We start from the raw sequence: 23,147 nt of genomic DNA on the forward strand, positions 1-23,147 counted from the left end.
ATGATCTGCGCGGGCACGTATCTGCGCGGACAACGAGGCAGAGATGGCAGATATGCAGTTCACCCATAGTATGGGTCACGTGGGGTATTCTACCCCCGAAACAACTTCAACACCGCCCTCCAACCCGCTGAAGAACATCACGAACCTTGCAGGCGCTGCCGTGTCGTTGGCGCTGATCGCAGGCGTGTCGGTCTGGGGCTACAAGCTGGTGATGCGCGATGTGTCGGGCATTCCGGTCGTGCGCGCCGCCGAAGGCGAGATGCGGGTGCGCCCCGCCGATCCGGGCGGGCAACTGGCGCAGAACACAGGGCTCGCCGTGAACGAGGTCGCCGCCGCAGGTGAAGCCTCTGGCCCGGTTGATCGGCTGGTCCTTGCGCCCAAGCCGATGGACCTGAGCGAGGAAGATCAGCCAATGACCGCTCAAACGGTGGCACCTGTGCAACAGCCCGAACCGCTGGACCTGACCGCCAGCTTTGATGCTGCGCCCAAGGATGTGCCTAAGGACGTCGACGTGGCCGAGGCGCTGAACAATGGCGCGGTCGAGGATCTGGTGAACCAGCTGACCGCAGGGGTCGATGCGATCGAGGCGGAAGAGGGTGAAACCAAACCCGTGCTCGCCAGTGTCAGCACGGCTGATGTGCCGATACCTGCTCCGGTTGCGACCGTCACAGGGCCGGGCCCCAAACTGTCCAAACGTCCGCAATTGCGCCCCGTGTCCGCTCCGGCCGTGGTCGTGCCGGTTGCGGCCATTGCCGCGGCCCAGGAAATCAAGGAACTCGACGGCAGCGCGATTCCCGCAGGCACCCGCCTCGTTCAACTTGGCGCATTCGACAGCCCTGAAGTGGCCCGCGCTCAATGGGACAAGATGCAGGGGCGCTTTGGCGACTACCTGCAGGGCAAGGACCGCATCGTTCAAAAAGCGCAAAGCGGCGGGCGCACCTTCTATCGCCTGCGCGCGCACGGCTTTGCTGATCTCAGCGATGCACGCCGCTTCTGCTCGGCCCTTGTGGCCGAAGGGGCGGACTGCATTCCGGTTGTGACGCGGTGACCAATTTCGGCGCAACCATCCTCGATGCAGATGGCCTGACGCTCAGCAAGGATGAAAAGGCGTTCTTTCGCGACGCCGATCCATTCGGCTTTATCCTTTTTGCCCGCAACATCGACACGCCCGATCAGGTCTATGGCCTGTGCAGCGAGTTCCGCGATGCCGTGGGCCGCGATGCCCCTATCACCATCGATCAGGAAGGTGGGCGGGTGCAGCGCCTGCGTGGTCCCACGTGGACCGAATGGCTGCCGCCGCTCGATTTCGTGCGGGCTGCCGGGGACGATGCCGAACGCGCAATGTATTTGCGCCACAGGTACATAGCCCACGAACTTAAAGCACTCACCATCGACAGCAACTGCGCGCCCATGGTCGATATCGTCGTCAAGGGAACACATGAGTTCCTGCGTAACCGCTGTTACGGCACCTCCCCCAATGACATTTCTCTCTTGGGTCGCGCGGCGGCGGACGGCATGCTCGATGGTGGTGTCTTGCCCGTGCTCAAACACATTCCCGGCCACGGTCGCACAGACCTGGACAGCCATTTTGACCTGCCGCGCGTGGATGTCAGCCTCGACACCCTGCGCGAAACCGATTTTGCACCGTTCCGCGCGCTCAACGACCTGCCCTTGGGGATGACGGCCCATGTGGTCTACGAGGCCGTGGACGAGGCGCCCGCCACCCTGTCGCGCGACATGATGGACCTGATCCGCAGCGATATCGGCTTTGACGGGCTGATCATGACAGATGACATCGGGATGAAGGCGCTGAGCGGCAGCGTGCCCGACATCGCGCGGGGTGCTCTTGCTGCGGGTTGTGACGTGATCCTGCACTGCAACGCGCCGCTGGCTGATCGCATCGCTTCTGCCACTGCCGCTGGACAGATGAGCGACGCCGCTCAGGCCCGCGCCGACGCCGCGCTTGCCGCCCGGCATACGCCTGACGACATTGACATTGCCGACCTGAACGCCGAACTTGAAGCGCTTTTGGCCTAGGTCAGTAAATCGGGCGCGTGCATGGCTGACGACACCTTTGAGGAAGACAAGATATCCGTCGCCGACCGCCTCGCCGCCGAGGCGTTGATCATTGACGTCGACGGGTACGAGGGGCCGCTTGATTTGCTGCTAACCCTCAGTCGCACGCAAAAGGTCGATCTGCGCCAAATCTCGATCCTGCAGCTGGCGCACCAATACCTTGCCTTTGTGGAAAAGGCGAAACAGCTGCGGCTGGAACTTGCCGCCGACTATCTCGTCATGGCGGCCTGGCTTGCTTTCCTCAAATCCCGCCTGCTCTTGCCCCCCGACCCTAGCGAAGAAGGGCCGTCAGGCGAGGAACTTGCCGCCCATCTTGCCTTCCAACTCGAACGGTTGCAGGCCATGCGCGATGCGGCTGCGCGGCTGATGGCGCGCGACCAGTTGGGGCGCGATTTCTTTGCGCGGGGGCAGTCGGAAATGGTCACGCGGGTGCGCAAGGTGACCTATACGGCCACTCTGCTGGACCTCATGCAGGGCTATGCCCGCATCCGCACCCGCGACGAATTCCGCCCCTTCGTGATGGACCGCGAGGCTGTGTTCACCATGGAACAGGCGCTCGACCGGATGCGGGGCCTCATCGGCTATGCGGGCGACTGGACCGACATCCTGTCCTACCTGCCCGAAGGCTGGGAAATGGACCCGGTCAAGCGCCGCTCGGCCACGGCCTCGACCTTTGCGGCCAGCCTTGAACTGGTCAAGGAAGGGCACCTCGAAATCCGCCAGACCGAGACATTCGCGCCGATCCAGCTGCGCAAACGAGATGAAGCACGTGACAGAAGCACCTGAAGAAAAAGAAGAAAGCCTGTTTGAAGCGCCGCCCATGGCCGAACAGGAACGCATGGTCGAGGCGATCCTTTTTGCCACTGCCGAACCTGTCACCGTGCGCGAGCTTGAGGCGCGGATGCCCCATGGCTGTGATCCGGCCGAGGCGCTGGTCTACCTGCGCAAACGCTATGAAGGGCGCGGTGTGCAAGTGATGAAGATCGGCGATGCCTGGGCGGTCCGCACCGCCGCCGACCTCGGGTTCCTGATGCAAAAGGAAACGATCGAGACGCGCAAATTGTCCCGCGCGGCCATCGAAACGCTGGCCATCATCGCCTATCACCAGCCCGTCACCCGCGCCGAAATCGAAGAAATTCGCGGCGTTTCCGTCAGCCGCGGCACCGTGGACCAGCTGCTCGAACTCGAGTGGATCCGGTTCGGGCGGCGCAAGATGACGCCGGGGCGGCCCGTGACCTTTGTGGTCACGCAGTCCTTTCTCGACCACTTCGGCCTCGAAAACGCCCGCGATTTGCCCGGTCTCAAGGAATTGCGCGCCGCCGGCCTGCTCGAAAACCGACCTCCGCCGGGCACGCTGCCGGGGCCCGAAACGGAAGAGGACGAGGAAAGCGCCGAGGGCCAATCCGAGCTGTTCGAGGATTAATCGGCTAAAAAGTCTGAAATTCGCCGCATTCCACGCTATATTGCGCACAAGCCACGCAAACAGGGCCAAGCAACAGGGCGGAGCAGTCCCATGAATGCAAATCAGATTATCAACATGATCATGCGCATCATCATGCGCAAAGCCATCAACAAGGGCATTGATGCCGGCGTGAACAAGGTGTCGCGCGGACGCAAACAGCCGCGCCAGCAGCAGATGGACTATGACGAGGCGATGGATGACGGCCCCACACAGGCCGAGATTCGTCAGCAGCGTCAGGCCAAGCGCGCCGCCCGTCAGGCGCGCCAGGCGGCCAAAGCAGGCAATAAAATCAATCGGATGTAGTCCGGGTCAGGAAATCCTCCGTTGATCCGTTGGCGCGTGTGCCGTAGCGTAACCTCCATTATTTGACTGGGGGATTGTGCAATGGCCGATTTGAACGCAGGCGCACGGGTGGGCTCGGTCTCGCTCGGGATAACCGTGATCGCGCTATATGGTCTGTTCGTGGCCCTCGTCACATTCGGCTTTGGCAGCTACATCTACCGCACCGCGTGGCAGGCCGATCCCATCAGGGCCGTCGCCCCGCAGAGCGACGCAGAAACCTCGCACGACATCGACAACCTTCTCTTCATTCTCAAACGCGAACAGGATCTCGAGCGGGCCAAGGATCTGCTGACGCGTGACATGCAGATGCTGGACAAGCAGGTGTCGAGCTTTGATGCCAAGGTGAACCAGTCGTTTGCGGTGATTGCGCGCGCCAACGCGGCGCTGACTGCCGAAATCGATTCCACCATGGCCGACCTGAACGAGTTCCAGTTCGATCTGCCCGGCGCCGGGCGCAGCAAGTTCGAGTCGGTGCTTGTGCGCATGGAAACCGAGGCTGTGTTTGCGGTCGGTGCGCGCGAGAACCTCGCCCCCGATCACGAAGTGCGTGCCCTGTTGGACGTCGCGGCCGAAGGGTTTGAAGGATCGGGCGCCGACCTTGATACCAAGGATCGATTTAACGCCATGCGCACCCGCGCGATTGCCCGGCTGGACGAGTTGTCGGCCAATGTGTCCGCCGCCAATGCTGCGTCACATGGGGTTCAGGCCGAACGCAAGGCAGTTCAGAACGAAATCGCCGGCCTGCAGGACAAGTGGGACGGGCATCAGGCCAGTATCGAGGCGCTGCAAGTGACGCTTCCCGTCGGCTCGCCCGCGCGCGCGCGGCTGTCTGCGCTGTCCCTCAACATCCCGCTGATGCCGGACGTGCTGATGCGCCTTGTCAGTTTTCCAACCATCTTTCTGACCCTGATCGTGACCATCGCCGCTGGCGGGCTTGGCACGGTTGTGGCGTTTTCCCGGCGGTATTATTCGTCCAAGAAGGCCTCGACCCTCACGCTGTCGCGCCTGTTCGTGAATGTGGGCGAGGGGATTGCCGCGGCGATCGCGATCTTCCTGTTCTCCGGTGCAGGTATGTTGGCGCTGACCCAGGGCGGCGGCATGGGCAATGAGGTCGAACTCAGCCCTTACACGGTGGCCTTTATCGCGTTCCTGTCCGGGTTCATGGCCGAAGACGCCTTTGCCTCGATCCAGTCTGCGGGCAAACGCATCTTCAAACGGGACGTGCCGGAGGAAAATGGCACCGTCAAAGCGCCCGAGGACGATATCGCCCTGCCAGCCCCCTAGTCGGGCGTGGCGAAGTGTTTGGACAGTTTCAGACCCTGGCCTTGATAGTTCGAAGCGATATCGGCGCCGTATAGCTGCGCAGGCTGCGCGGCCATCCGTTCATAGATCAGACGGCCCACGATCTGCCCATGCTCCAGCACAAACGGGGCTTCGTGACAGCGGACTTCCAGCACCCCGCGTGACCCGGTGCCGCCCGCGGCGTCGTGGCCAAAGCCGGGATCGAAGAAACCCGCATAATGCACGCGGAATTCTCCGACCATGGCGAGGTAAGGGGCCATCTCTGCGGCGTAGTCGGGTGGGATATGCACCGCCTCGCGGCTTACGAGGATATAGAACGCACCGGGATCAAGGATGATGTGCCCATCAGTGCTGTGCACCTCTTCCCAGAATTCGGCGGGGTCGTAGTGCCCGATCAGGTCCAGATCGATCACCCCGGTATGGGGCTTGGCGCGGTAGCCCACCAATGTCGTGCCGGGCAGGCATAGATCGACGGAAAACCCCAGGCCCTCGTCAATTACGGCATCGCCATCGACCAGAGGCATCTCGGCGTGCAGCGCGCCCAGTTCCGCATCGCTCAACACTGCCTGACCGGCGCGGAACCTGATCTGGTTCAACCGCATCCCCGGACGCACAAGGACTGAGAATGAGCGTGGACAAATCTCTGCATAAAGCGGGCCTGCGTAACCGGGCGCAATCCGGTCGAATTCGGTGCCACCATCGCAGATGGTGCGGGTCAGAAGATCCAGTCGCCCGGTCGAGCTCTTGGCATTGGCCACGGCCTGCACGCCTTCGGGCAGGGCGAGCCGTTCCATCAACGGCACGACGTAGACACAGCCCTTTTCCAGCACCGCCCCATCGCTCAGGTCAACGCGGTGCATTTCAAACTCGCTCAGGCGGTCAGCGACGCTGCGCCCGTGGCCTGCCAGAAAAGAGGCGCGCACGCGGTACGCTACAGTACCAAGGCGCAGATCAAGGCTCGCAGGCTGCACCTGTGCATCCGTCACGGCAGGCTCTGCGGTGATCTCGCCGCGTGCCATCATTTCGATCAACTGGGTGTCTGCAAGAACGCCGGTCATCCCATCCCTCCAATGCGTTTGGTGGTCAGGGACGCGGCGATCGAAGGCCCCGTAGCGCTGGGGCAGAAGTAAATGGTCGGGCTAGCAGGACTCGAACCTGCGACCTTCCGTCCCCCAGACGGACGCGCTACCAGGCTGCGCCATAGCCCGACGTGAGGGGTGTCATACCCGATTTCTGGCCGGGGGCAAGGGGGAATTGGCACGTAATGCGGTCTCTTTAACGCGGATCGCGGCGGGCACTTGCCATCTGGTCCCTGAGCGCGGTCAGCTGCGCGAGCAGGGGGCGCAGGGCGCTGCGCTGGTCCGGTGTCAGATGCGTGACCTCGCCGACTTTCGTGAGCGCAGAGGGGGTTGCATCCAGGTTGTCGGTGTCCGGATCGTCGGGCACTTCTACCACGCGCGGCACTGGCGCCGGTTGGTCTGCCGAGGCCGTCTCGGGGTCCGGCGCTGCCTCGACCGTTGGGGTCGCCTGCGCCGGTTCCGGGGTTGAGGACAGGAAGGATGGCAGGAGGGTTTGCGCCACGGGCGCTTCTTCCTCTTGCGGTGTCGAAGCTGCCAACGTGTCTTCTTCTGGCGCGGGGGGCTGCAGATCGGGCTCTGCCTGCTCTGGCATTGACTCAGCAGTTAGTGCGTCTTCGACCGTTTCGCGTGCGGGCGGCGTCACGTCTGTTGGTACGTTCCCTTTGGGCGGGGCAGGGGCCGGGGTTGCTGCTTCCGCTGCGGGCGCATCTTCTGCAGCCGGTGCAGAAGGCGACGGCTCTGGCGCCTGTGCAGCCTGTGCGTTTTCGGGTGTCTCAGGCGCTTCGGCTTCGGCGCGTGTTTCTGGAGGCGGACTTACACTGGTCTCAGGCGTCGGTGCCGCGCTTTGCGGCGGATCAACATGCGCCACGGATGGTGCAGGTGCCGGTGTGCCCGCTTCGGGTGCCGCCGGTTTGAAGTCCGATGTCAGCGTCGGTATACCCTGTGCGGGTGTGCCGGGCACGGGTGTCTCGGTGCGCATGAACGCGGGCAGGCCCGCCGGTTCCGATTTCGGCGCGGTTTCCGTGGCGGTGTCCGAGCTGGCTTCGCTTGGTTGTTCCTCGGCTGGCGGCGCGGGCGGCGGTGGCGCTTCTTTCAAGACCTCCATCGGGGGAGGAAGCGGGGCAGATGCGGGCGTTTGCGACGTCTGCACATCGTCACCAACGCGCGCGACCAGATCACTGTCCAATTGCGCTTCGGTTTCGTCATCCAGCGGCCGGGACATGTCGGCCACATGGGCCATCCCTTCCTCGCGCAGGATTTTCTGAACACCCTTGATGGTCAGACCGTCGTCATGCAGCAGCTTTCGGATGCCGCCCAGCAACAACATGTCGGCCGGGCGGTAATAGCGCCGACCACCCGCGCGCTTGACGGGTTTGACTTGGGTAAACTTGCTCTCCCAAAACCGCAGCACATGGGTCTGAACGCCCAGCCAGTCGGCCACTTCAGAGATGGTACGAAAGGCGTCTGCGGATTTGGTCATGTGCTCACGATTTGTTGCCCGAGGCCACGCGCTCTTTCATCAGATGCGAGGGGCGGAAGGTCAGAACCCGGCGGGGATTGATCGGCACTTCCTCACCGGTTTTTGGGTTGCGGCCAACACGGGCCGACTTGTCGCGCACCGAAAATGTCCCGAAGGATGAGATTTTAACCTGCTCGCCGCGCACCAGCGCATCCGACATGTGATCCAGCACGCTTTCCACCAGTTGCGCACTTTCGTTCCGCGACAATCCAACCTCACGAAACACCGCTTCGCTGAGGTCCATGCGCGTCAAAGTCTTGTCCGTCATATGCACTCCCCTTTGGCAAAGCATAAGTTGAGGGGAAATTCCGAGTCAATATCAATGACTTGGGCAAATGGCCTAAAGCGCAGTCATTTTGCGGGTTTAAACGGCAATTACCAGCGCAGAACCACCGAGCCCCAGGCCAGACCGCCGCCGATGGCTTCGGTGACGATCAAGTCGCCATCCTTGATCTGGCCGCGCGCGCGACCAACCGACAAGGCCAGCGGGATCGAGGCCGCCGAGGTGTTGCCGTGGTCCTGTACGGTCACAACCACGCGCTCCATCGGTACGTTCATCTTCTTGGCGGTGCCCTGAATGATACGAATGTTGGCCTGATGGGGCACAACCCAGGTCACGTCCTCTGCCGTCACGCCAGCGCGATCCATTGCCGTATGGGCCGTCGCCGCCAGCTTTTCGACGGCATGGCGAAAGACCTGGTTGCCTTGCATGCGCAAGTGACCACTGGTGCCCGTGCTCACGCCGCCATCAACATAAAGAAGATCGCGGTAGCGCCCGTCCGAATGCAAATCCGTGGCCAGAATGCCCTTGTCCTGCTTGGTGCCTGAGCCGTCCTGCGCCTCAAGCACCAGCGCGCCCGCACCGTCCCCGAACAGCACGCAGGTGCTACGGTCGGTCCAGTCCATGATCCTGGAAAATGTCTCGGCCCCGATCACGATGACCCGGTTGGCCTGGCCCGACACGATCAGCGCATTCGCATTCGCGAGCGCATAGACAAACCCGGCACAGACGGCCTGAACGTCAAAGGCGAACCCCCGGGTCATGCCCAATTGGCTTTGCACCATTGTCGCGGCAGAGGGGAATGTCAGGTCGGCGGTGGAGGTGGCCAGCACGATGGCATCGACATCGTCAACAGCGAGCCCGGCATCGGCCAGCGCGGCCTGGGCCGCAGCCGTCGCCATGGACGAGGTTGTGTCCCCTTCGGTGGCGAAATGACGCCGCTCGATCCCCGAGCGTGAGCGAGATCCACGCATCCGACGTGTCCAGCGTGGCCTCGAATTCCGAATTTTCAACGATGCGCGCAGGCAGATAGTGCCCAACACCGCGCACAACGGCACGCAGAGTCATGTCTTGCTCTCCTCCGCCGGCGCGGTGGCCCCGGCAACCCGGGCGGCCAGCTTATCGTTAAAGCCAAGTTCGGCCAATTGGGCGGCCAGTTTGATGGCCGCCGAAACACCTGTAGCATCTGCCCCGCCGTGCGATTTGACAACAGTGCCGTTCAATCCCAGGAAAACGCCCCCGTTCACGCGCCGCGGATCAATCCGCTTTTTCAGGCGGCGCATCGACGTGAATGCCAGAATCGAGGCCAAGCGGGACAGCGGTGTATAGCGGAATGCCTCGCGCAGCAGTTCGCCAATCAGATTGGCGGTGCCTTCGCCCGTCTTGATCGCGACATTGCCGGTAAACCCGTCCGTCACGATCACATCAGCCACGTCGCCCGGAATATCGCCGCCCTCGACAAAGCCGACAAAATCGAACTCCGCCGCCTCGGCGTTCTGCCCGATCAGCTCATAGGCCTCTTTCAACTCGCTGCGGCCCTTGTGCTCTTCGGTGCCGACATTGAGCAGGCCAATGCGAGGGCGGCGCAGGTCCATCCCGTTGCGCGCATAAGAGGCGCCCATCAGGGCAAAGCGCAGCAGATCATCCGCGTCGGCGCGCACATCCGCACCCACGTCGAGCATCACGTTGAAACCCTGGGGATTGCGGCTGGGCCACAGAACGGCAATGGCGGGGCGGTTCACGCCAGGCAACTTGCGCAGGCGGATCATCGATAGGGCCATCAGGGCGCCGGTGTTGCCGCAACTGACAGCGACGGTCGCTTCGCCTGCGCGCACGGATTCGACGCATGACCACATCGACGTGCTCTTGCCGTTGCGCACAACCTGGCTGGGTTTGTCATCCATGGTGACCACGTCCGCCGCGTCGCGAGATCTCGACCCGGCCGCGCAGGTTCTTGCGGCGGGCGACAAGCCGTTCCAACTCGTCCTTGGGACCGTGCAGGATAAATCCGATGCGGGGATTCTTTTTGGCGGATGTCGAACAGCCGGACACGACAACGGCGGGGCCAAAATCCCCGCCCATTGCGTCAACAGAAAGAATTATGGGAAAAGCGAGGGCGGCGCTCGTGTCGGCCTGGTCTGATGTCTGGGCCGTCATGGTGTGCTGTCGCGCTGCCCCGCCTTCAATTTGCTTATGCCGCGTCGTCTTCCAGATCGACTTCTTCGATCAGAGCGACAATCTCGTTGTCGTCATAGTGACCGCAGGCCGCGCAGATGTGGTGGGGGCGCTTCAGCTCACCACAGTTGGGGCATTCGTTGGGGTTCGCGGCGGTCAAGCTGTCGTGGGCGCGGCGGTTGTTGCGGCGCGATTTCGACACTTTATTCTGTTGCACAGCCATTGGAATGGGCCTTTGGATTTCGGGCAGAGCCGCGCGGATGCGGATGCGTGTTTCGTTTCGCCCGGCAATGGGCGTGCATTCGGTCGTCCTGATATCGGGCGTGACGTGCGTGTAGGCAAAGCCCTGCGCCATGTCCAACCCAAAATGACGTGAGGGCGGCAAAATACGCATCTCTACGTTATGCGCAAGGGCAAATCAGCGCCAGTCACGGCTGTTTTAGGTGTCGTCCTTGCCTTCCATTTTCGACTTCAGATCGGCCAGCCCGGCAAAGGGGCGCAAGTCGTCATCGGTAAGGGCGACGACACCGGGGCCAGCCAGCACTGTTTCGCCCAAGGCAACACCTTCGGCGCGGGGATAATCGGGCACCGCAAGGCTGAGGGCTTCGATCATGACGGCCTCGGGATCGATCCAGTTGCCCAAGGGTTCGATCGTGTCATCCTCGGGCATTTCGACCTCGCCCTCTTCGGCCTCGACCCAGTCGGTCACGAATTGACGGCGCACGGGCACGTCGATGCGGGTTGTGACCGGGGCAAGGGTTACCGCGCAGGGCTGCGTGACCGTGGCCCCGAGTGAGGCCGTCAACACCCAGTCCGACCGCCCTTGCGCCGAGACTTCGCCAACAAAGCGCAGCTTGCGCAGGCCGCTCAGATCCAGCACCTCCGCAATCGCGGCCATCTGGGCCGCATCGGGCACGATTTCAAAGGCTGTGCCTGCGTTTTGCGCCAGATCAGCCACCCGCAAAGCGGCTGAAGAAGGGGGTGTCTTGGGCATGTGCAGAACTTTCGTTTCTTGAACCGAGGCCAAACCTTGAGTAAGTCGAGATAAAAGCACCACGCCTCCTGAGCAAGGGGCGGCGCACGAAAGGGGGCCGTTATGCGGACCAGAACAGTTATTTTGGCCGGTACGGTTGCCCTCGCGCTGGCTGCGTGCACGCCCACGTTCCGCAATCACGGTTACATCCCCGCCGAGGAAGACCTGCAGGAACTGGCTGTCGGGATCGACACACGGTCCTCAGTCGAGGATCTGGTGGGGCCACCCACCGCAGGCGGCGTGCTGGAAGGGGGCGACTATTTCTATGTGCGCAGCAAGGTCCGCACCTTCGGGCCGCGCAAACCACAAGTGGTTGAGCGCCAGGTGCTTGCCATCAGCTTTGACGGCGAAGGCGTGTTGCAGAACATCGAACGGTTCGGGCTTGAGGATGGGCGCGTTGTGTCCCTGTCGCGCCGCGTCACGGAAAGCGGTGTGACCGATACCAGCTTCCTGCGGCAGCTGCTGGGCAATATCGGGCGGATTGGTCCGGATGGAGTGTTTGGCGGCGGGTGATGCGTCACGCCGCTGTCACAGGCCGCATGCTAGCTCACCGCAACAGTGACGGTCGGAGGCCCTGGGCATGATCGGTTTGAAAAAAGGGCGCTACAGCGCACGCGAGGCAAGCAGCCCCGCCGATATACGCGCCGCACAGGATTTGCGGGCAAGGTGCTTTGGCCTTGATCGCGACACCGATACGTTCGACGACCACTGCGCCCATATCCTGATCACCCGCACAAGTGACGGCGCTCTTGTGTGCTGCTTTCGGATGATGCCCCTGTGTGGCCGTGACATCTCGCGTAGCTATTCGGCGCAGTACTACGAGTTGAGTGCGCTCGAGGCCTATGGCGGCAAGATGGTCGAGATGGGCCGCTTTTGCGTCGACCCGGATGTGAGCGACCCCGACATCCTGCGCGTCGCCTGGGGCGCGATGACGGCCTATGTGGATGAAAACGGGGTTGAATTGCTCTTTGGCTGCTCGTCCTTTGCGGGCACGGAAACGGCCGACTATCTGGACGCCTTCGCGATGCTCAAGGCCCGCCATCTGGCGCCCAAGCGCTGGCTGCCACGGGTCAAGGCACCCAAGGTGTTCAAATACGCCGCGCGTCTGCGCCGCAAACCGGATGCGAAAAAGGCGATGTTGCGGATGCCACCGCTGTTGCGCACCTACCTGATGATGGGTGGTTGGGTCAGCGATCACGCGGTGGTGGACGATCAGATGAACACCCTGCACGTCTTTACCGGGGTCGAGATCGGGTCGATCCCGCCTGCGCGCAAGCGGCTCTTGCGGGCTGTGATCGGATAGGATCGGATGGGGGCCAGCCCCCAAACCCCCGGGATTTTTCTGGAACAGAGAAAGGGGCGGGCGCATCCGGTGTGACGGATCAAGCGCAGTGTGCGTGTGTTGGGCGCGCACGGGCGTGACACCCTGACACCGGGCCCTGTTGACGCCGCCGATGTGACCCACTAGCTGCCCGATATGGCCCGTGTACCTTTGCTCCAACTCTCCGATATCTCCCTCACGTTTGGGGGCGATCCCGTCTTTGACGGTCTGTCCCTTGTGATCCAGCCGGGTGATCGCGTTGCCCTTGTGGGGCGCAACGGGTCGGGCAAATCGACCCTCATGAAAGTGATGGGTGGCCTGGTAGAACCGGACCGCGGCGACATCGTGGCCGGGCCCGGCGTTTCCGTCGGCTACATGGAGCAAGACCCTGATATGTCCGGTTTTTCCACCCTCGGAGATTTTGCGATACATGGGCTGGAGCCATCCGATCTGTACAAGGTGGAACGCGCAGGCGAAGGGTTGAAGTTTGACCCTGCACGCCCAGTGTCGACTGCGTCAGGGGGCGAGCGCCGCCGCGCAGCGCTGGCCCGCCTGATGGCCGAAGCGCCTGACCTGATGTTGCTGGACGAGCCGACCAACCACCTCGATATCGAGGCTATCGGCTGGCTGGAATCCGAGCTGAAGGCGACCCGCGCAGGCTTTGTCCTGATCAGCCACGACCGCGCCTTTTTGCGTGAACTCTCCCGTGCAACTCTCTGGATTGACAGGGGAATCGTGCGCCGTCAGGAAAAGGGGTTTGACGCCTTCGAGGCCTGGCGTGACACCACCTGGGAGGAAGAGGATACCCAGCGTCACAAGCTGAACCGCAAGATCAAGGCCGAGGCCCGCTGGGCCGTTGAGGGTATCAGCGCCCGACGCAAGCGCAACCAGGGCCGAGTGCGCGCCCTTCAGGACTTGCGCGCCGAGCGCGCCAGCCAGATCGCGCGTCAGGGCACCGCCGCGATGGCATTCGAGGCGGGTCCCAAATCAGGCCGCAAGGTCATAGAGGTTAAAGACATATCAAAGGCTTACGGTGACAAGACGATCATCGAACCGTTCTCTCTGACCGTCCAGCGCGGTGATCGCATCGCCTTTGTCGGCCCAAACGGTGTGGGCAAGACGACGCTGCTGAACGTGCTGATTGGCAAGACGGAACCGGATGCGGGCACCGTGACGCTGGGCACCAATCTTGAACTGGCGGTATTCGATCAGTCCCGTGCCCAGCTTGATCCCGACATGAGCCTTTGGGACAGCCTGACGGGCGATCCCGACATGCGCGTGAGCGGCAAGGCCGATCAGGTCATGGTGCGCGGCGCGCCCAAGCATGTGGTCGGCTACCTCAAGGAATTCCTGTTTGACGAGGCGCAGGCACGCGCGCCGGTTCGCTCGCTGTCGGGCGGGGAAAAGGCGCGTCTTCTGCTGGCCAAGATCATGGCCCGGCCCAGCAACCTGCTGGTGCTGGACGAACCCACCAACGATCTGGACGTGGAAACGCTGGATCTCTTGCAGGACCTGATCGACGGCTATGACGGCACCGTGCTGCTGGTCAGCCACGACCGTGACTTTCTGGACCGTGTGGCCGTCACCACAATCGCGATGGAGGGGGATGGCAAGGCAGTCGTCTATGCCGGCGGGTGGAGCGACTACCAGTCTCAGCGTCATCCGACGACGACAAAAGACGTCGCGAAAACAAAATCTTCCGAGGCAAAGCCTAAGCAGAAGACTGCGCAGAAATCCGGCCTCAGCTTTACCGAAAAGCACCGCCTCGAAGCACTGCCTGCCGAGATCGAGCGGTTGGAAGCAGAGATTGCCAAGGTGCAGGAGTTGATGAGTGATCCGGACCTGTTCACCGCAAACCCGGTGAAGTTTCAAAAGGCCACGGATGCGCTGATCGAACGGCAGGCCCTGCTTGATGCGGCGGAAGAAGAGTGGCTGACACTCGAGGAAAAGGCGGGCGCGTGATTGCGCTGTTACACGGGCGTGCTACCTTTGCATCATGATATGGCCAACGCTTGAGTACGCCGCCTGGAAAGAGACGGGGCAGTCGCTGCATATGTGGGCGCAGATCGTGGGCAAGTTTCGCCTCGCTCAGACGCCGTGGCTGAACCATTCCTGGCACGCGACGCTTTATCCCCATGTGCGCGGTCTGACGACCGGGCTCATTCCTGGCGGTTGGGAGGTGCGGTTCGATTTGGTCGACCATCGGCTGATTGTCAGTTCCGCCTCTGGTGAGAGTGCAGGCTTTGATCTGGCGCCGATGTCTGTGTCCGCCTTCAACGCGTCCTTCAAGGATCGACTGCGCGCAGTTGGCGCGCCAGACGTCTATCACGGCAGCCCGAACGAGGTGCCGGACCCTGTCCCATTTGCCCTGCAAACCGACCCCGGCGCGTATGATCGCGCAGCGGTGCGCGACTGGTGGCATGCCATAGTCGCCATGACGCCTATATTGCAGGAGTTCCGCACCGGTTTCCTGGGCAAATCCAGCCCGGTTCACCTGTTCTGGGGATCCTTCGACATGGCGGTGACGCGATTCTCGGGTCGGACAGCGCCACTCCACCCCGGTGGCTTTCCGGCCTTGCCGGATGCTGTCACGCAAGAGGCCTACAGCCACGAAGTGTCTTCTGCCGGGTTCTGGGCAGGGGGCAACGGTGCGGATGAGGCCATGTTTTACAGCTATGCCTATCCCGTTCCGGACGGGTTTGCGGATCAGCCCGCCGGACCTGATGGCGCGTTCTTTGACACAGGTCTGGGCGAATTCCTGTTGCCTTACCGCGTGGTTGCGAAGGCATCTGACCCGCGCGCCGTGTTGCTTGAGTTTCTGTCGGCCACCTACGAGGCTGCGGCGCAGACCGGGCAGTGGGACCGCAACGCATTGGATTGCGCGTTGGGACGTCCGGGTATTCCGCGCGTGCTCTGACGCATCACCTCATCCTCAGCGCGCCGTCAAGGCGAATGACCTCGCCATTGAGATAGCCCATCTCGACAATGAAGCCGGCAAGCCGTGCATATTCCTGCGGATCGCCAAGGCGCGCCGGGTTTGGCACATCGGCGGCCAGCGCGGCCTGCACATCGTCCGGCAATCCGGCCAGCATCGGTGTCTTGAAGATCCCCGGTGCGATGGTCATCACCCGCACGCCGGTTGATGCCAGATCGCGCGCCATGGGCAGGGTCATGCCCACTACACCGCCCTTTGACGCGGCATAGGCGGCCTGCCCCTTTTGTCCGTCAAAGGCTGCGATGGAGGCAGTGTTGATGATGACGCCGCGCGCCCCGTCAGGTTCGGGCGTGTTTGATGCCATCGCCGCTGCGGCCAGTCGCGCGACGTTGAAACTGCCGACAAGGTTGATGTCGATCGTCTTTTGAAAGGCGGGCAGGGGGTGCGGCCCGTCCCGTCCCACCGTCTTGATCCCCACCGCGATGCCTGCGCAGTTCACGGCCGCGTTCAGCCCGCCCATCCTGTCCAGCGCCAGATCGATGGCCGCCTGGACGGAGCTTTCGTCGGTCACATCGGTTTTGGCAAAATGTCCGCCGATCTCTTCGGCCACGGCAGGCCCACGATTCGCGTCGCGATCCAGCAGTGTCACCTGCGCCCCTTGGGATGCAAAATAGCGCGCGGTGGCCTCGCCAAGGCCGGACGCGCCTCCGGTTACTACCGCTTGGGTTGTATTGAGTTGCATCGCGTGACGCTCCCGCAAGATATGAACATGTGTTCAGTTAAGCGGAAGCGTCTGGCTCTGGCAAGAGCGGTTCGCGGGGGTACTCAGCCCTTGTGAATCCAACCGCCGCCATAGATGCGGCTGCTGTCCCGGTCGTAAAACACGCACGCCTGGCCCGGGGATACCCCGGCCTCTGCCGCGACCAGTTCTACCGTTGCCTCGGTCGGGCTGATGGGGCGAATCACCGCGTCTGTCGGGGGGCGGGTCGAGCGGACTTTGACGGCGACATGCCATTCTTTCTGGCTGTCAAAGGGGGCATCGCCCAGCCAATTCACCTCGCGCACGGGTACGGTCCGGGTCGCCAACATCTCTTTGGGGCCGACGATCACCTGCCGCGCATCCGCGTCCAGTTTCACGACGTATAGAGGGTCAGCCAGCCCTCCGATGCCCAGCCCGCGCCGTTGTCCGATGGTATAATTGATCACCCCGTCATGGTGCGCCAGCACGCGGCCGCGCGTATCCACGATGTCTCCGGGTGCGGCCGCTTCGGGACGCAGTTTGCGGATGACGGCGGCGTAATCGCCATTGGGTACGAAACAGATATCCTGGCTGTCGGGCTTGTCCGCAACGCTCAGCCCGTACTTGGCCGCAAGCGCGCGCGTGTCGTCCTTGGACGGCAGATGGCCCAGCGGAAAGCGCAGGTAATCCAGTTGGTCAGGTGTGGTCGAAAACAGGAAATAGCTTTGGTCACGGTTGGCATCTGCCGCACTGTGCAGCTCTGGCCCCACATCGCCCATCTTGCGCTGGATATAGTGGCCTGTGGCCATGCAATCGGCCTCGAGATCCTTGGCCGTCTCGAGCAGATCCTTGAATTTCACGCGCTCATTGCAGCGGATGCAGGGCACAGGTGTGGCCCCGCCTAGATAGCTGTCGGCAAATTCGTCGATCACCGCATCGCGAAAAACGTTTTCGTAATCAAGCACGTAGTGGGGAAAGCCCATGTCTTCGGCCACCCGCCGCGCATCGTGAATGTCGCGGCCCGCACAGCACGCGCCCTTTTTGGCCAGCGCCGCACCGTGGTCGTATAGCTGCAGCGTCACGCCCACCACGTCATAGCCTTGCGACTTCAGTTCGGCCGCCACGACAGAACTGTCGACGCCGCCGGACATGGCAACGACAACGCGGGTATCGGCAGGGGCCTTGGCAAAGCCCAGTGAATTGAGCGGACCGGATTGGTCAAGCATGGCGGATCTCCGGGAGGGGTTCGGCGCATATATATGAAAATGCGAAATAGTCTCAAGGGGCGGTTTAACGCGCCATTAAACGCGTAACGCGATGTTCACCGAAAGAAGTGAGAGAGCGGTGCGATGTATTTGAAGAAAGTTGATGGCCCACGTGCGATCACCTTGCCCGATGGCACAGTCCTGACGCAGGCCGATTTGCCACCCGCCAACACGCGGCGTTGGGTGGCGTCGCGCAAGGCGGCGGTCGTGCGGGGTGTGCTTTATGGTCTCATCACGCAGGAGGTGGCCCTGGACAGGTACGGGCTGAGCGAAGACGAATTCCACGAATGGGTGCGCGCTGTGTCAACGCACGGCGAAGAGGCGTTGAAAGCAACAGCCTTGCAAAAATATAGACAACCTTAAGTTGTTAACATATAAGTACATCAAGGGTAACGTGTGGTTAACCTTTTCAGTTCACGTTTAGTTCGACCCCTGACACCCCAAGTGTGGAGACCAGAGAATGCGTGTGCTGCTTGTTGAAGACGATCCGACTACCTCCAAAAGCATCGAGTTGATGCTGACCCATGCCAACCTGAACGTCTATGCGACGGACCTGGGTGAAGAAGGGATCGATCTGGCCAAGCTGTATGATTACGATCTGATCCTGCTTGACCTCGATCTGCCCGACATGAACGGCCACGAAGTGCTGCGCCAATTGCGCCTTGCGCGGGTCGAAACGCCGATCCTTATTCTGTCGGGTGCGGACGACACCGAAAACAAGATCAAAGGGTTCGGGTTCGGGGCGGATGACTACCTGACCAAGCCGTTCCATCGCGAGGAACTGGTGGCGCGCATCCATGCGATCATCCGCCGGTCCAAGGGGCATTCTCAATCGGTGATTAATACAGGTGCTGTCTCTGTCAACCTCGACGCCAAAACGGTGAGCGTGGACAACAAGACGGTGCATCTGACCGGCAAGGAATACCAGATGCTCGAGTTGCTGTCCCTGCGCAAGGGCACAACGCTGACCAAGGAGATGTTCCTGAACCATCTCTACGGTGGCATGGACGAACCGGAATTGAAGATCATCGACGTGTTCATCTGCAAGCTGAGAAAGAAGCTGAGCACGGCCACAGGCGGCAACAACTACATCGAGACAGTGTGGGGTCGCGGCTATGTCCTGCGTGATCCCGAGCCGGTGCAGGAAACCGAAGACGAGCGGTTGGCCATTGGCGCCTGATCCAGGATACCTCTAAAAAAGGGCTGGCGCATACACGACATGCGCCAGCCCTTTTTCGTGCTGTCATTCCACGTCACGAGCAGAAGACTTTCAGCAAGCTCAGTGCCATTCGCGCAATGAATGATCTGGACCCTGCGCGCGCACGCTTTTATCTCTTGCCTTGAACAGCCCGAGGGATGCCGTGACCGCAACCACCCCAATCCAAGACCTGTCACCGTCCGACGCCAAGGTGGAGCTTGCCCGGCTGGCAGATTTGTTGGCGCAGGCAAACGCCGCCTATCACACCGCAGATGCGCCCGACATCAGCGATGCCGACTACGACGCGCTCAAACGGCGCAACGCAGAGATCGAGGCGCAGTTTCCCGATTTGAAACGCGCGGACAGCCCCTCTGAACAGGTCGGTGCCGCACCGGCGGAGGGGTTTTCCAAGGTTGCGCACGCCGTCGCGATGCTGTCACTGGCCAATGCATTCGACGACGCCGATATTGCTGAGTTCGACCAACGCATTCGGAAATATCTGGGCTTGGGGGTGGATGCCCCGCTTAACTACACGGCGGAGCCAAAGATCGACGGCCTGTCCCTGTCCTTGCGCTATGAACAGGGTGAACTGGTGCAGGCGGCCACGCGTGGGGATGGTGCCATTGGCGAAAACGTCACCGCCAATGCCCGCACCATCGACGACATTCCCCAAAGGTTGAGTGGGGCGCCCGATATCCTCGAGGTGCGCGGCGAGGTTTACATGTCGCATCCGGATTTCGAGCAACTGAATGTGCGGCAGGGCGAGGCCGGGCAAAAAACCTTTGCCAACCCCCGGAACGCAGCCGCCGGATCATTGCGCCAACTGGATGCCAGCATCACCCGCGCGCGTCCTCTGAGGTTCTTTGCCTATGCCTGGGGCGCACTGTCCGATCCGCTATCTGATACCCAATCCGGTGCGATTGCCCAGCTCAAATCGCTGGGCTTTCAAACCAATCCGCTGACCGCGTTGTGCAACGGCACGGACGAGATGATCGCGCATTACCGCGAGATCGAACAGCGGCGCGCCAGTTTGGGCTACGACATCGACGGCGTGGTCTACAAAGTCGATGATCTGGCGTTGCAGGGCCGGTTGGGCTTTCGATCGACCACGCCGCGATGGGCCATCGCGCACAAGTTCCCGGCCGAACTGGCCTGGACGCGCCTCGAAGCAATCGACATCCAGGTCGGGCGCACCGGCGCCCTGAGCCCGGTCGCGCGCCTGACCCCGGTGACGGTCGGCGGTGTCGTCGTCTCAAACGCGACCCTGCACAACGAGGATTACATCGCAGGCCGCGACAACAAGGGCGAGGCGATCCGGGACGGCAAAGACATTCGCGTCGGCGATTGGGTGCAGGTCTACCGCGCGGGCGATGTCATTCCCAAGGTCGCGGACGTGGATATGTCCAAACGCCCTGAAGACGCGGTGCCCTTCCAGATGCCGACCCACTGCCCGCAATGCGGCAGCGACGCGGTGCGCGAACCCGGTGATGCAGTGCGCCGCTGCACCGGCGGTTTGATATGCCCAGCCCAAGCCGTTGAAAAGCTGAAGCATTTCGTGGGCCGCGCTGCCTTCGACATTGACGGGCTGGGTGCAAAACAGGTCGAGCAATTCCACGCAGATGGCTGGATCAAGGAACCTGCCGACATCTTCACCCTGCGCGAACGCTACGGCACCGGCATGCAGCAGTTGAAAAACCGAGAGGGGTGGGGCGAAAAATCGGCCTCCAACCTCTTTGACGCGATTGACGTAAGCCGCCAGGTCGCCCTCGGGCGCGTGATCTTTGCGCTGGGCATCCGGCATGTGGGCGACGCGGCTGCGAACCTGCTGGCGATCCATTACGGCACATGGGAGGTGTTCAGCACCGCCATGCGCCGCGCAGAAGAGGGCAATGACGCGTGGGAGGATTTGCTGAGCATCGATGGCGTCGGCGGTGTCATGGCCAAATCGCTTGCGACCACGTTCAATCAGGACGCCGAGATCGCGAGCATCGACCGCCTTGTCGCCCATCTGGACATCGAAGACGCCAAGCGCCCTGACGCGGATGGCAGCCCGGTGGCGGGCAAAACGGTTGTCTTTACCGGAACGCTGGAAAAAATGACCCGCGCCGAAGCCAAGGCGCGTGCCGAAGCGCTTGGTGCCAAAGTGTCGGGCTCGGTCAGTGCCAAGACGGATTTGCTGGTGGCGGGCCCCGGCGCAGGATCCAAGGCGAAAAAGGCGGCCGATCTGGGGATCGAAACACTGGACGAAGACGGCTGGCTGGACCTGATCGGCGCATCATGAGCCGCCCCGAGGTTCTGTTCCCCCTGTTTGCCGAGCTTGAAACGCTGGACGGCGTCGGCCCGAAAACCGCGCAGAATCTGGCCCATATGGGGATCAGCGCCCCGCGCGATCTGTTGTTCACGTTGCCCCATACCGGTGTCGACAGGGCACTGCGCGACACGGTCGACGGGGCGGTGTTGCCCGCCACGCTGACGGTCAAGGTCACCGTTGGGGCGCATCATCCGGCGCGCAATCGCGGTGGCGCATACCGTATCCATGTCGAGGATTCACAAACGAGCTTTCAACTCGTCTTTTTCCATGGGCGCAGCGATTACCTGAACAAGGTGTTGCCAACGGGAAGTGAGCGTGTCGTTTCCGGCAAGGTCGAATTGTTCGACGGTATCGCAAACATGGTGCACCCCGAACACATCCTCCCGGTCGAAGAGGTCGCGGATATCCCGGCCTTCGAACCAGTCTATCCGCTTACGGGTGGCGTCACGCAAAAGACGATGTTCAAGGCGTCGCGTGCGGCACTTGCGCGGGTCCCCACACTTGCCGAGTGGATCGATCCGGGCCAAATCGCGGAGGCCGGTTGGCCCGATTTCGCGACGGCCATGGCGCAGGCACATGCCCCGCAAACGCAGGCGGACCTCGTGTCGACCAGCGCCGCGCGCACGCGTTTGGCCTATGACGAATTGATGGCGCATCAGGTGACACTGGCGCTTGCGCGCGCGTCCGAGCGGCAGATCGCGGGTGCGTCCTCGCTCGGCACGGGCGTTTTGCAAGCGAAGGTGCGTGCGGATTTACCCTATGCCCCGACCGGCGCGCAGGAACGTGCGATTGCCGAGATCGCGACAGACATGGCCGCCACCACACGCATGAATCGCCTGCTGCAAGGAGATGTCGGGGCGGGCAAGACGTTGGTCGCCTTCATGGCCCTTTTGATTGCCGTCGAGGCGGGCGGACAGGGTGTGATGATGGCCCCAACTGAAATCCTCGCGCGCCAGCATCTCGAAGGGCTGCAACCGCTGGCGGAAAGTGCGGGCGTGGTCCTCGAAATCCTGACCGGGCGCGACAAGGGGGGCGAGCGGCGGGCCAAGCTGGCCGCCCTCGCGCGCGGTGACATCCAGATTTTGGTGGGCACCCACGCGGTGTTTCAGGATGATGTGCACTTTGGCGATTTGCGGCTTGCGATTGTGGATGAGCAACACCGATTTGGTGTGCGCCAGCGGCTTGCGCTGGGCAAAAAGGGCGGTGCGGCGGATGTGCTGGTGATGACAGCCACGCCGATCCCGCGGTCGCTCGCCCTTGCGCAATATGGCGACATGGATGTGTCAGTGCTGGATGAAAAGCCGCCCGGGCGCAAACCGATAAAGACGGCGCTGGTCAGCACGGGCCGGATTGATGAGGTTGTGGCGCGTCTGCGCGCAGTGATGGAAGAAGGGCGGCAGTGTTATTGGGTCTGTCCGCTGGTCGAAGAAAGCGAAGCGGTGGACCTGACGGCAGCCGAGCAGCGGTTCAAACAACTGCGCGCAGTGCTGGGCGAGGGGCGTGTTGGCATTGTGCATGGCCAGATGCCACCGGCGGACAAGGACGCGGCGATGGCCAAGTTCCAGGCCGGTGAAACGGGCGTGCTGGTTGCGACAACGGTGATCGAGGTCGGGGTGAATGTACCGAATGCGACGATCATGGTGATCGAGCGGGCCGAAACCTTTGGCCTCGCCCAATTGCACCAGCTGCGGGGCAGGGTCGGGCGGGGTGATGCGGCATCAATCTGTCTGCTGATGTATCAGGCACCGCTGTCGGATGCGGGGCAAAAACGTCTGGAAGTGCTGCGCGAGACCGAGGACGGGTTCCGTATCTCTGAGACGGACTTGCAGATGCGCGGCTATGGCGATCTGATTGGGACGGCGCAATCAGGCGTGCCGCGATTCCGCATTGCAGACCTCGATCGCCAGGCGGCCCTGATGGCCATCGCGCAAAGCGATGCGCGCAAACTGCTGGCGGACGATCCCGCGCTGGAAACCCCGCGGGGGCAGGCGGCACGCGTTTTACTTTGGTTAATGCGGCAGGACGAAGCGATCCGTTTGATTTCAGTGGGTTAGTCAGGATGTTCCAAAAAGTTCGCAAATGTTCTTAAAAAGTTCTTTACCCTTCGTTA

The 23,147-nt window shown here is 62.2% G+C and carries 21 protein-coding genes, 1 tRNA gene and 2 pseudogenes; 14 read left to right on the forward strand and 10 right to left on the reverse strand.

The window, feature by feature from the left end; translation table 11 throughout:
• The first annotated feature begins 70 nt into the window (after positions 1-70).
• The 6 genes from ACMHLQ_RS21440 to ACMHLQ_RS21465 all read left to right on the forward strand — a co-directional run bounded on the left by ACMHLQ_RS21440 (position 71) and on the right by ACMHLQ_RS21465 (position 5,164).
• Positions 71-1,048 (forward strand): SPOR domain-containing protein, encoded by a 978-nt coding sequence (locus ACMHLQ_RS21440; RefSeq protein ID WP_415405328.1) that lies wholly within the window; start codon positions 71-73, stop codon positions 1,046-1,048.
• Complete coding sequence (gene nagZ / locus ACMHLQ_RS21445; RefSeq protein ID WP_415402700.1) at positions 1,045-2,037, forward strand: beta-N-acetylhexosaminidase; 993 nt, start codon at positions 1,045-1,047, stop codon at positions 2,035-2,037. Before ACMHLQ_RS21440 ends, nagZ begins: the two co-directional genes overlap by 4 nt.
• Before the next feature lie 21 nt (positions 2,038-2,058).
• Positions 2,059-2,862 (forward strand): segregation and condensation protein A, encoded by an 804-nt coding sequence (locus ACMHLQ_RS21450; protein ID WP_415402702.1) that lies wholly within the window; start codon positions 2,059-2,061, stop codon positions 2,860-2,862.
• Positions 2,837-3,499, forward strand: a complete 663-nt coding sequence (scpB, locus tag ACMHLQ_RS21455; RefSeq protein ID WP_415402704.1) for an SMC-Scp complex subunit ScpB — start codon at positions 2,837-2,839, stop codon at positions 3,497-3,499. Before ACMHLQ_RS21450 ends, scpB begins: the two co-directional genes overlap by 26 nt.
• 114 nt (positions 3,500-3,613) lie before the next feature.
• Positions 3,614-3,841 (forward strand): hypothetical protein, encoded by a 228-nt coding sequence (locus tag ACMHLQ_RS21460; protein WP_415402705.1) that lies wholly within the window; start codon positions 3,614-3,616, stop codon positions 3,839-3,841.
• An 81-nt stretch (positions 3,842-3,922) separates the two neighbouring features.
• The gene (locus ACMHLQ_RS21465; RefSeq protein ID WP_415402706.1) at positions 3,923-5,164 is read left to right on the forward strand and encodes a hypothetical protein; all 1,242 of its coding nucleotides are present in this window, start codon (positions 3,923-3,925) and stop codon (positions 5,162-5,164) included.
• Here the strand turns inward: ACMHLQ_RS21465 and ACMHLQ_RS21470 are convergent.
• The 8 genes and pseudogenes from ACMHLQ_RS21470 to ACMHLQ_RS21505 all read right to left on the reverse strand — a co-directional run bounded on the left by ACMHLQ_RS21470 (position 5,161) and on the right by ACMHLQ_RS21505 (position 11,229).
• Positions 5,161-6,240 carry a 2'-deoxycytidine 5'-triphosphate deaminase gene (locus ACMHLQ_RS21470; RefSeq protein WP_415402707.1) on the reverse strand — a complete coding sequence of 360 codons (1,080 nt, stop codon included), beginning with the start codon at positions 6,238-6,240 and terminating at the stop codon, positions 5,161-5,163. The two genes, ACMHLQ_RS21465 and ACMHLQ_RS21470, sit on opposite strands and share 4 nt — an antisense overlap.
• A 73-nt stretch (positions 6,241-6,313) precedes the next feature.
• A tRNA-Pro gene (locus tag ACMHLQ_RS21475) sits at positions 6,314-6,390 on the reverse strand.
• A 67-nt stretch (positions 6,391-6,457) separates the two neighbouring features.
• Positions 6,458-7,741, reverse strand: coding sequence for a MerR family transcriptional regulator (locus ACMHLQ_RS21480; RefSeq protein ID WP_415402708.1), 1,284 nt, complete (start codon positions 7,739-7,741; stop codon positions 6,458-6,460).
• Between the two features lie 4 nt (positions 7,742-7,745).
• On the reverse strand, positions 7,746-8,048 hold the full coding sequence (ihfA, locus tag ACMHLQ_RS21485; RefSeq protein WP_415402709.1) for an integration host factor subunit alpha: 303 nt from the start codon (positions 8,046-8,048) through the stop codon (positions 7,746-7,748).
• A gap of 107 nt (positions 8,049-8,155) precedes the next feature.
• A pseudogene (locus ACMHLQ_RS21490) lies at positions 8,156-9,128 on the reverse strand (beta-ketoacyl-ACP synthase III).
• A pseudogene (plsX, locus tag ACMHLQ_RS21495) lies at positions 9,125-10,217 on the reverse strand (phosphate acyltransferase PlsX). The pseudogenes ACMHLQ_RS21490 and plsX overlap by 4 nt, the downstream one beginning before the upstream one ends.
• 34 nt (positions 10,218-10,251) lie before the next feature.
• Positions 10,252-10,458 carry a 50S ribosomal protein L32 gene (rpmF, locus tag ACMHLQ_RS21500; protein ID WP_415405329.1) on the reverse strand — a complete coding sequence of 69 codons (207 nt, stop codon included), beginning with the start codon at positions 10,456-10,458 and terminating at the stop codon, positions 10,252-10,254.
• Positions 10,459-10,674: 216 nt separating this feature from the next.
• On the reverse strand, positions 10,675-11,229 hold the full coding sequence (locus tag ACMHLQ_RS21505) for a YceD family protein (RefSeq protein WP_415402710.1): 555 nt from the start codon (positions 11,227-11,229) through the stop codon (positions 10,675-10,677).
• A 102-nt stretch (positions 11,230-11,331) separates the two neighbouring features.
• On the opposite strand from ACMHLQ_RS21505, the gene ACMHLQ_RS21510 reads away from it, so the two are divergent.
• The 4 genes from ACMHLQ_RS21510 to ACMHLQ_RS21525 all read left to right on the forward strand — a co-directional run bounded on the left by ACMHLQ_RS21510 (position 11,332) and on the right by ACMHLQ_RS21525 (position 15,506).
• On the forward strand, positions 11,332-11,781 hold the full coding sequence (locus ACMHLQ_RS21510; protein ID WP_415402711.1) for an outer membrane protein assembly factor BamE: 450 nt from the start codon (positions 11,332-11,334) through the stop codon (positions 11,779-11,781).
• Positions 11,782-11,848: 67 nt separating this feature from the next.
• A complete protein-coding gene (locus ACMHLQ_RS21515; RefSeq protein WP_415402712.1) occupies positions 11,849-12,571 on the forward strand; it encodes a GNAT family N-acetyltransferase in 723 nt (240 codons plus the stop codon).
• A 174-nt stretch (positions 12,572-12,745) separates the two neighbouring features.
• A complete protein-coding gene (locus tag ACMHLQ_RS21520) occupies positions 12,746-14,551 on the forward strand; it encodes an ABC-F family ATP-binding cassette domain-containing protein (RefSeq protein WP_415402713.1) in 1,806 nt (601 codons plus the stop codon).
• Between the two features lie 34 nt (positions 14,552-14,585).
• On the forward strand, positions 14,586-15,506 hold the full coding sequence (locus ACMHLQ_RS21525) for a DUF5996 family protein (protein WP_415402714.1): 921 nt from the start codon (positions 14,586-14,588) through the stop codon (positions 15,504-15,506).
• Between the two features lie 4 nt (positions 15,507-15,510).
• Here the strand turns inward: ACMHLQ_RS21525 and ACMHLQ_RS21530 are convergent, their stop codons facing one another.
• Both ACMHLQ_RS21530 and mnmA read right to left on the reverse strand, forming a co-directional pair.
• The gene (locus ACMHLQ_RS21530) at positions 15,511-16,266 is read right to left on the reverse strand and encodes an SDR family NAD(P)-dependent oxidoreductase (protein ID WP_415402715.1); all 756 of its coding nucleotides are present in this window, start codon (positions 16,264-16,266) and stop codon (positions 15,511-15,513) included.
• Positions 16,267-16,349: 83 nt separating this feature from the next.
• A complete protein-coding gene (gene mnmA / locus ACMHLQ_RS21535; protein WP_415402716.1) occupies positions 16,350-17,489 on the reverse strand; it encodes a tRNA 2-thiouridine(34) synthase MnmA in 1,140 nt (379 codons plus the stop codon).
• 123 nt (positions 17,490-17,612) lie between these two features.
• Between mnmA and ACMHLQ_RS21540 the strand changes: the two genes are divergently transcribed.
• The 4 genes from ACMHLQ_RS21540 to recG all read left to right on the forward strand — a co-directional run bounded on the left by ACMHLQ_RS21540 (position 17,613) and on the right by recG (position 23,091).
• On the forward strand, positions 17,613-17,891 hold the full coding sequence (locus tag ACMHLQ_RS21540; protein ID WP_415402717.1) for a DUF1153 domain-containing protein: 279 nt from the start codon (positions 17,613-17,615) through the stop codon (positions 17,889-17,891).
• Positions 17,892-17,988: 97 nt separating this feature from the next.
• Entirely contained in the window at positions 17,989-18,708 is a 720-nt protein-coding gene (gene ctrA, locus ACMHLQ_RS21545) for a response regulator transcription factor CtrA (RefSeq protein ID WP_415402718.1), read from the forward strand.
• A 181-nt stretch (positions 18,709-18,889) separates the two neighbouring features.
• Positions 18,890-21,007, forward strand: coding sequence for an NAD-dependent DNA ligase LigA (ligA, locus tag ACMHLQ_RS21550; protein WP_415402719.1), 2,118 nt, complete (start codon positions 18,890-18,892; stop codon positions 21,005-21,007).
• Positions 21,001-23,091, forward strand: coding sequence for an ATP-dependent DNA helicase RecG (recG, locus tag ACMHLQ_RS21555; protein ID WP_415405330.1), 2,091 nt, complete (start codon positions 21,001-21,003; stop codon positions 23,089-23,091). Before ligA ends, recG begins: the two co-directional genes overlap by 7 nt.
• Positions 23,092-23,147 lie beyond the last annotated feature (56 nt).

This window comes from Tateyamaria algicola, from assembly GCF_047715485.1.
Taxonomy (GTDB): domain Bacteria; phylum Pseudomonadota; class Alphaproteobacteria; order Rhodobacterales; family Rhodobacteraceae; genus Tateyamaria.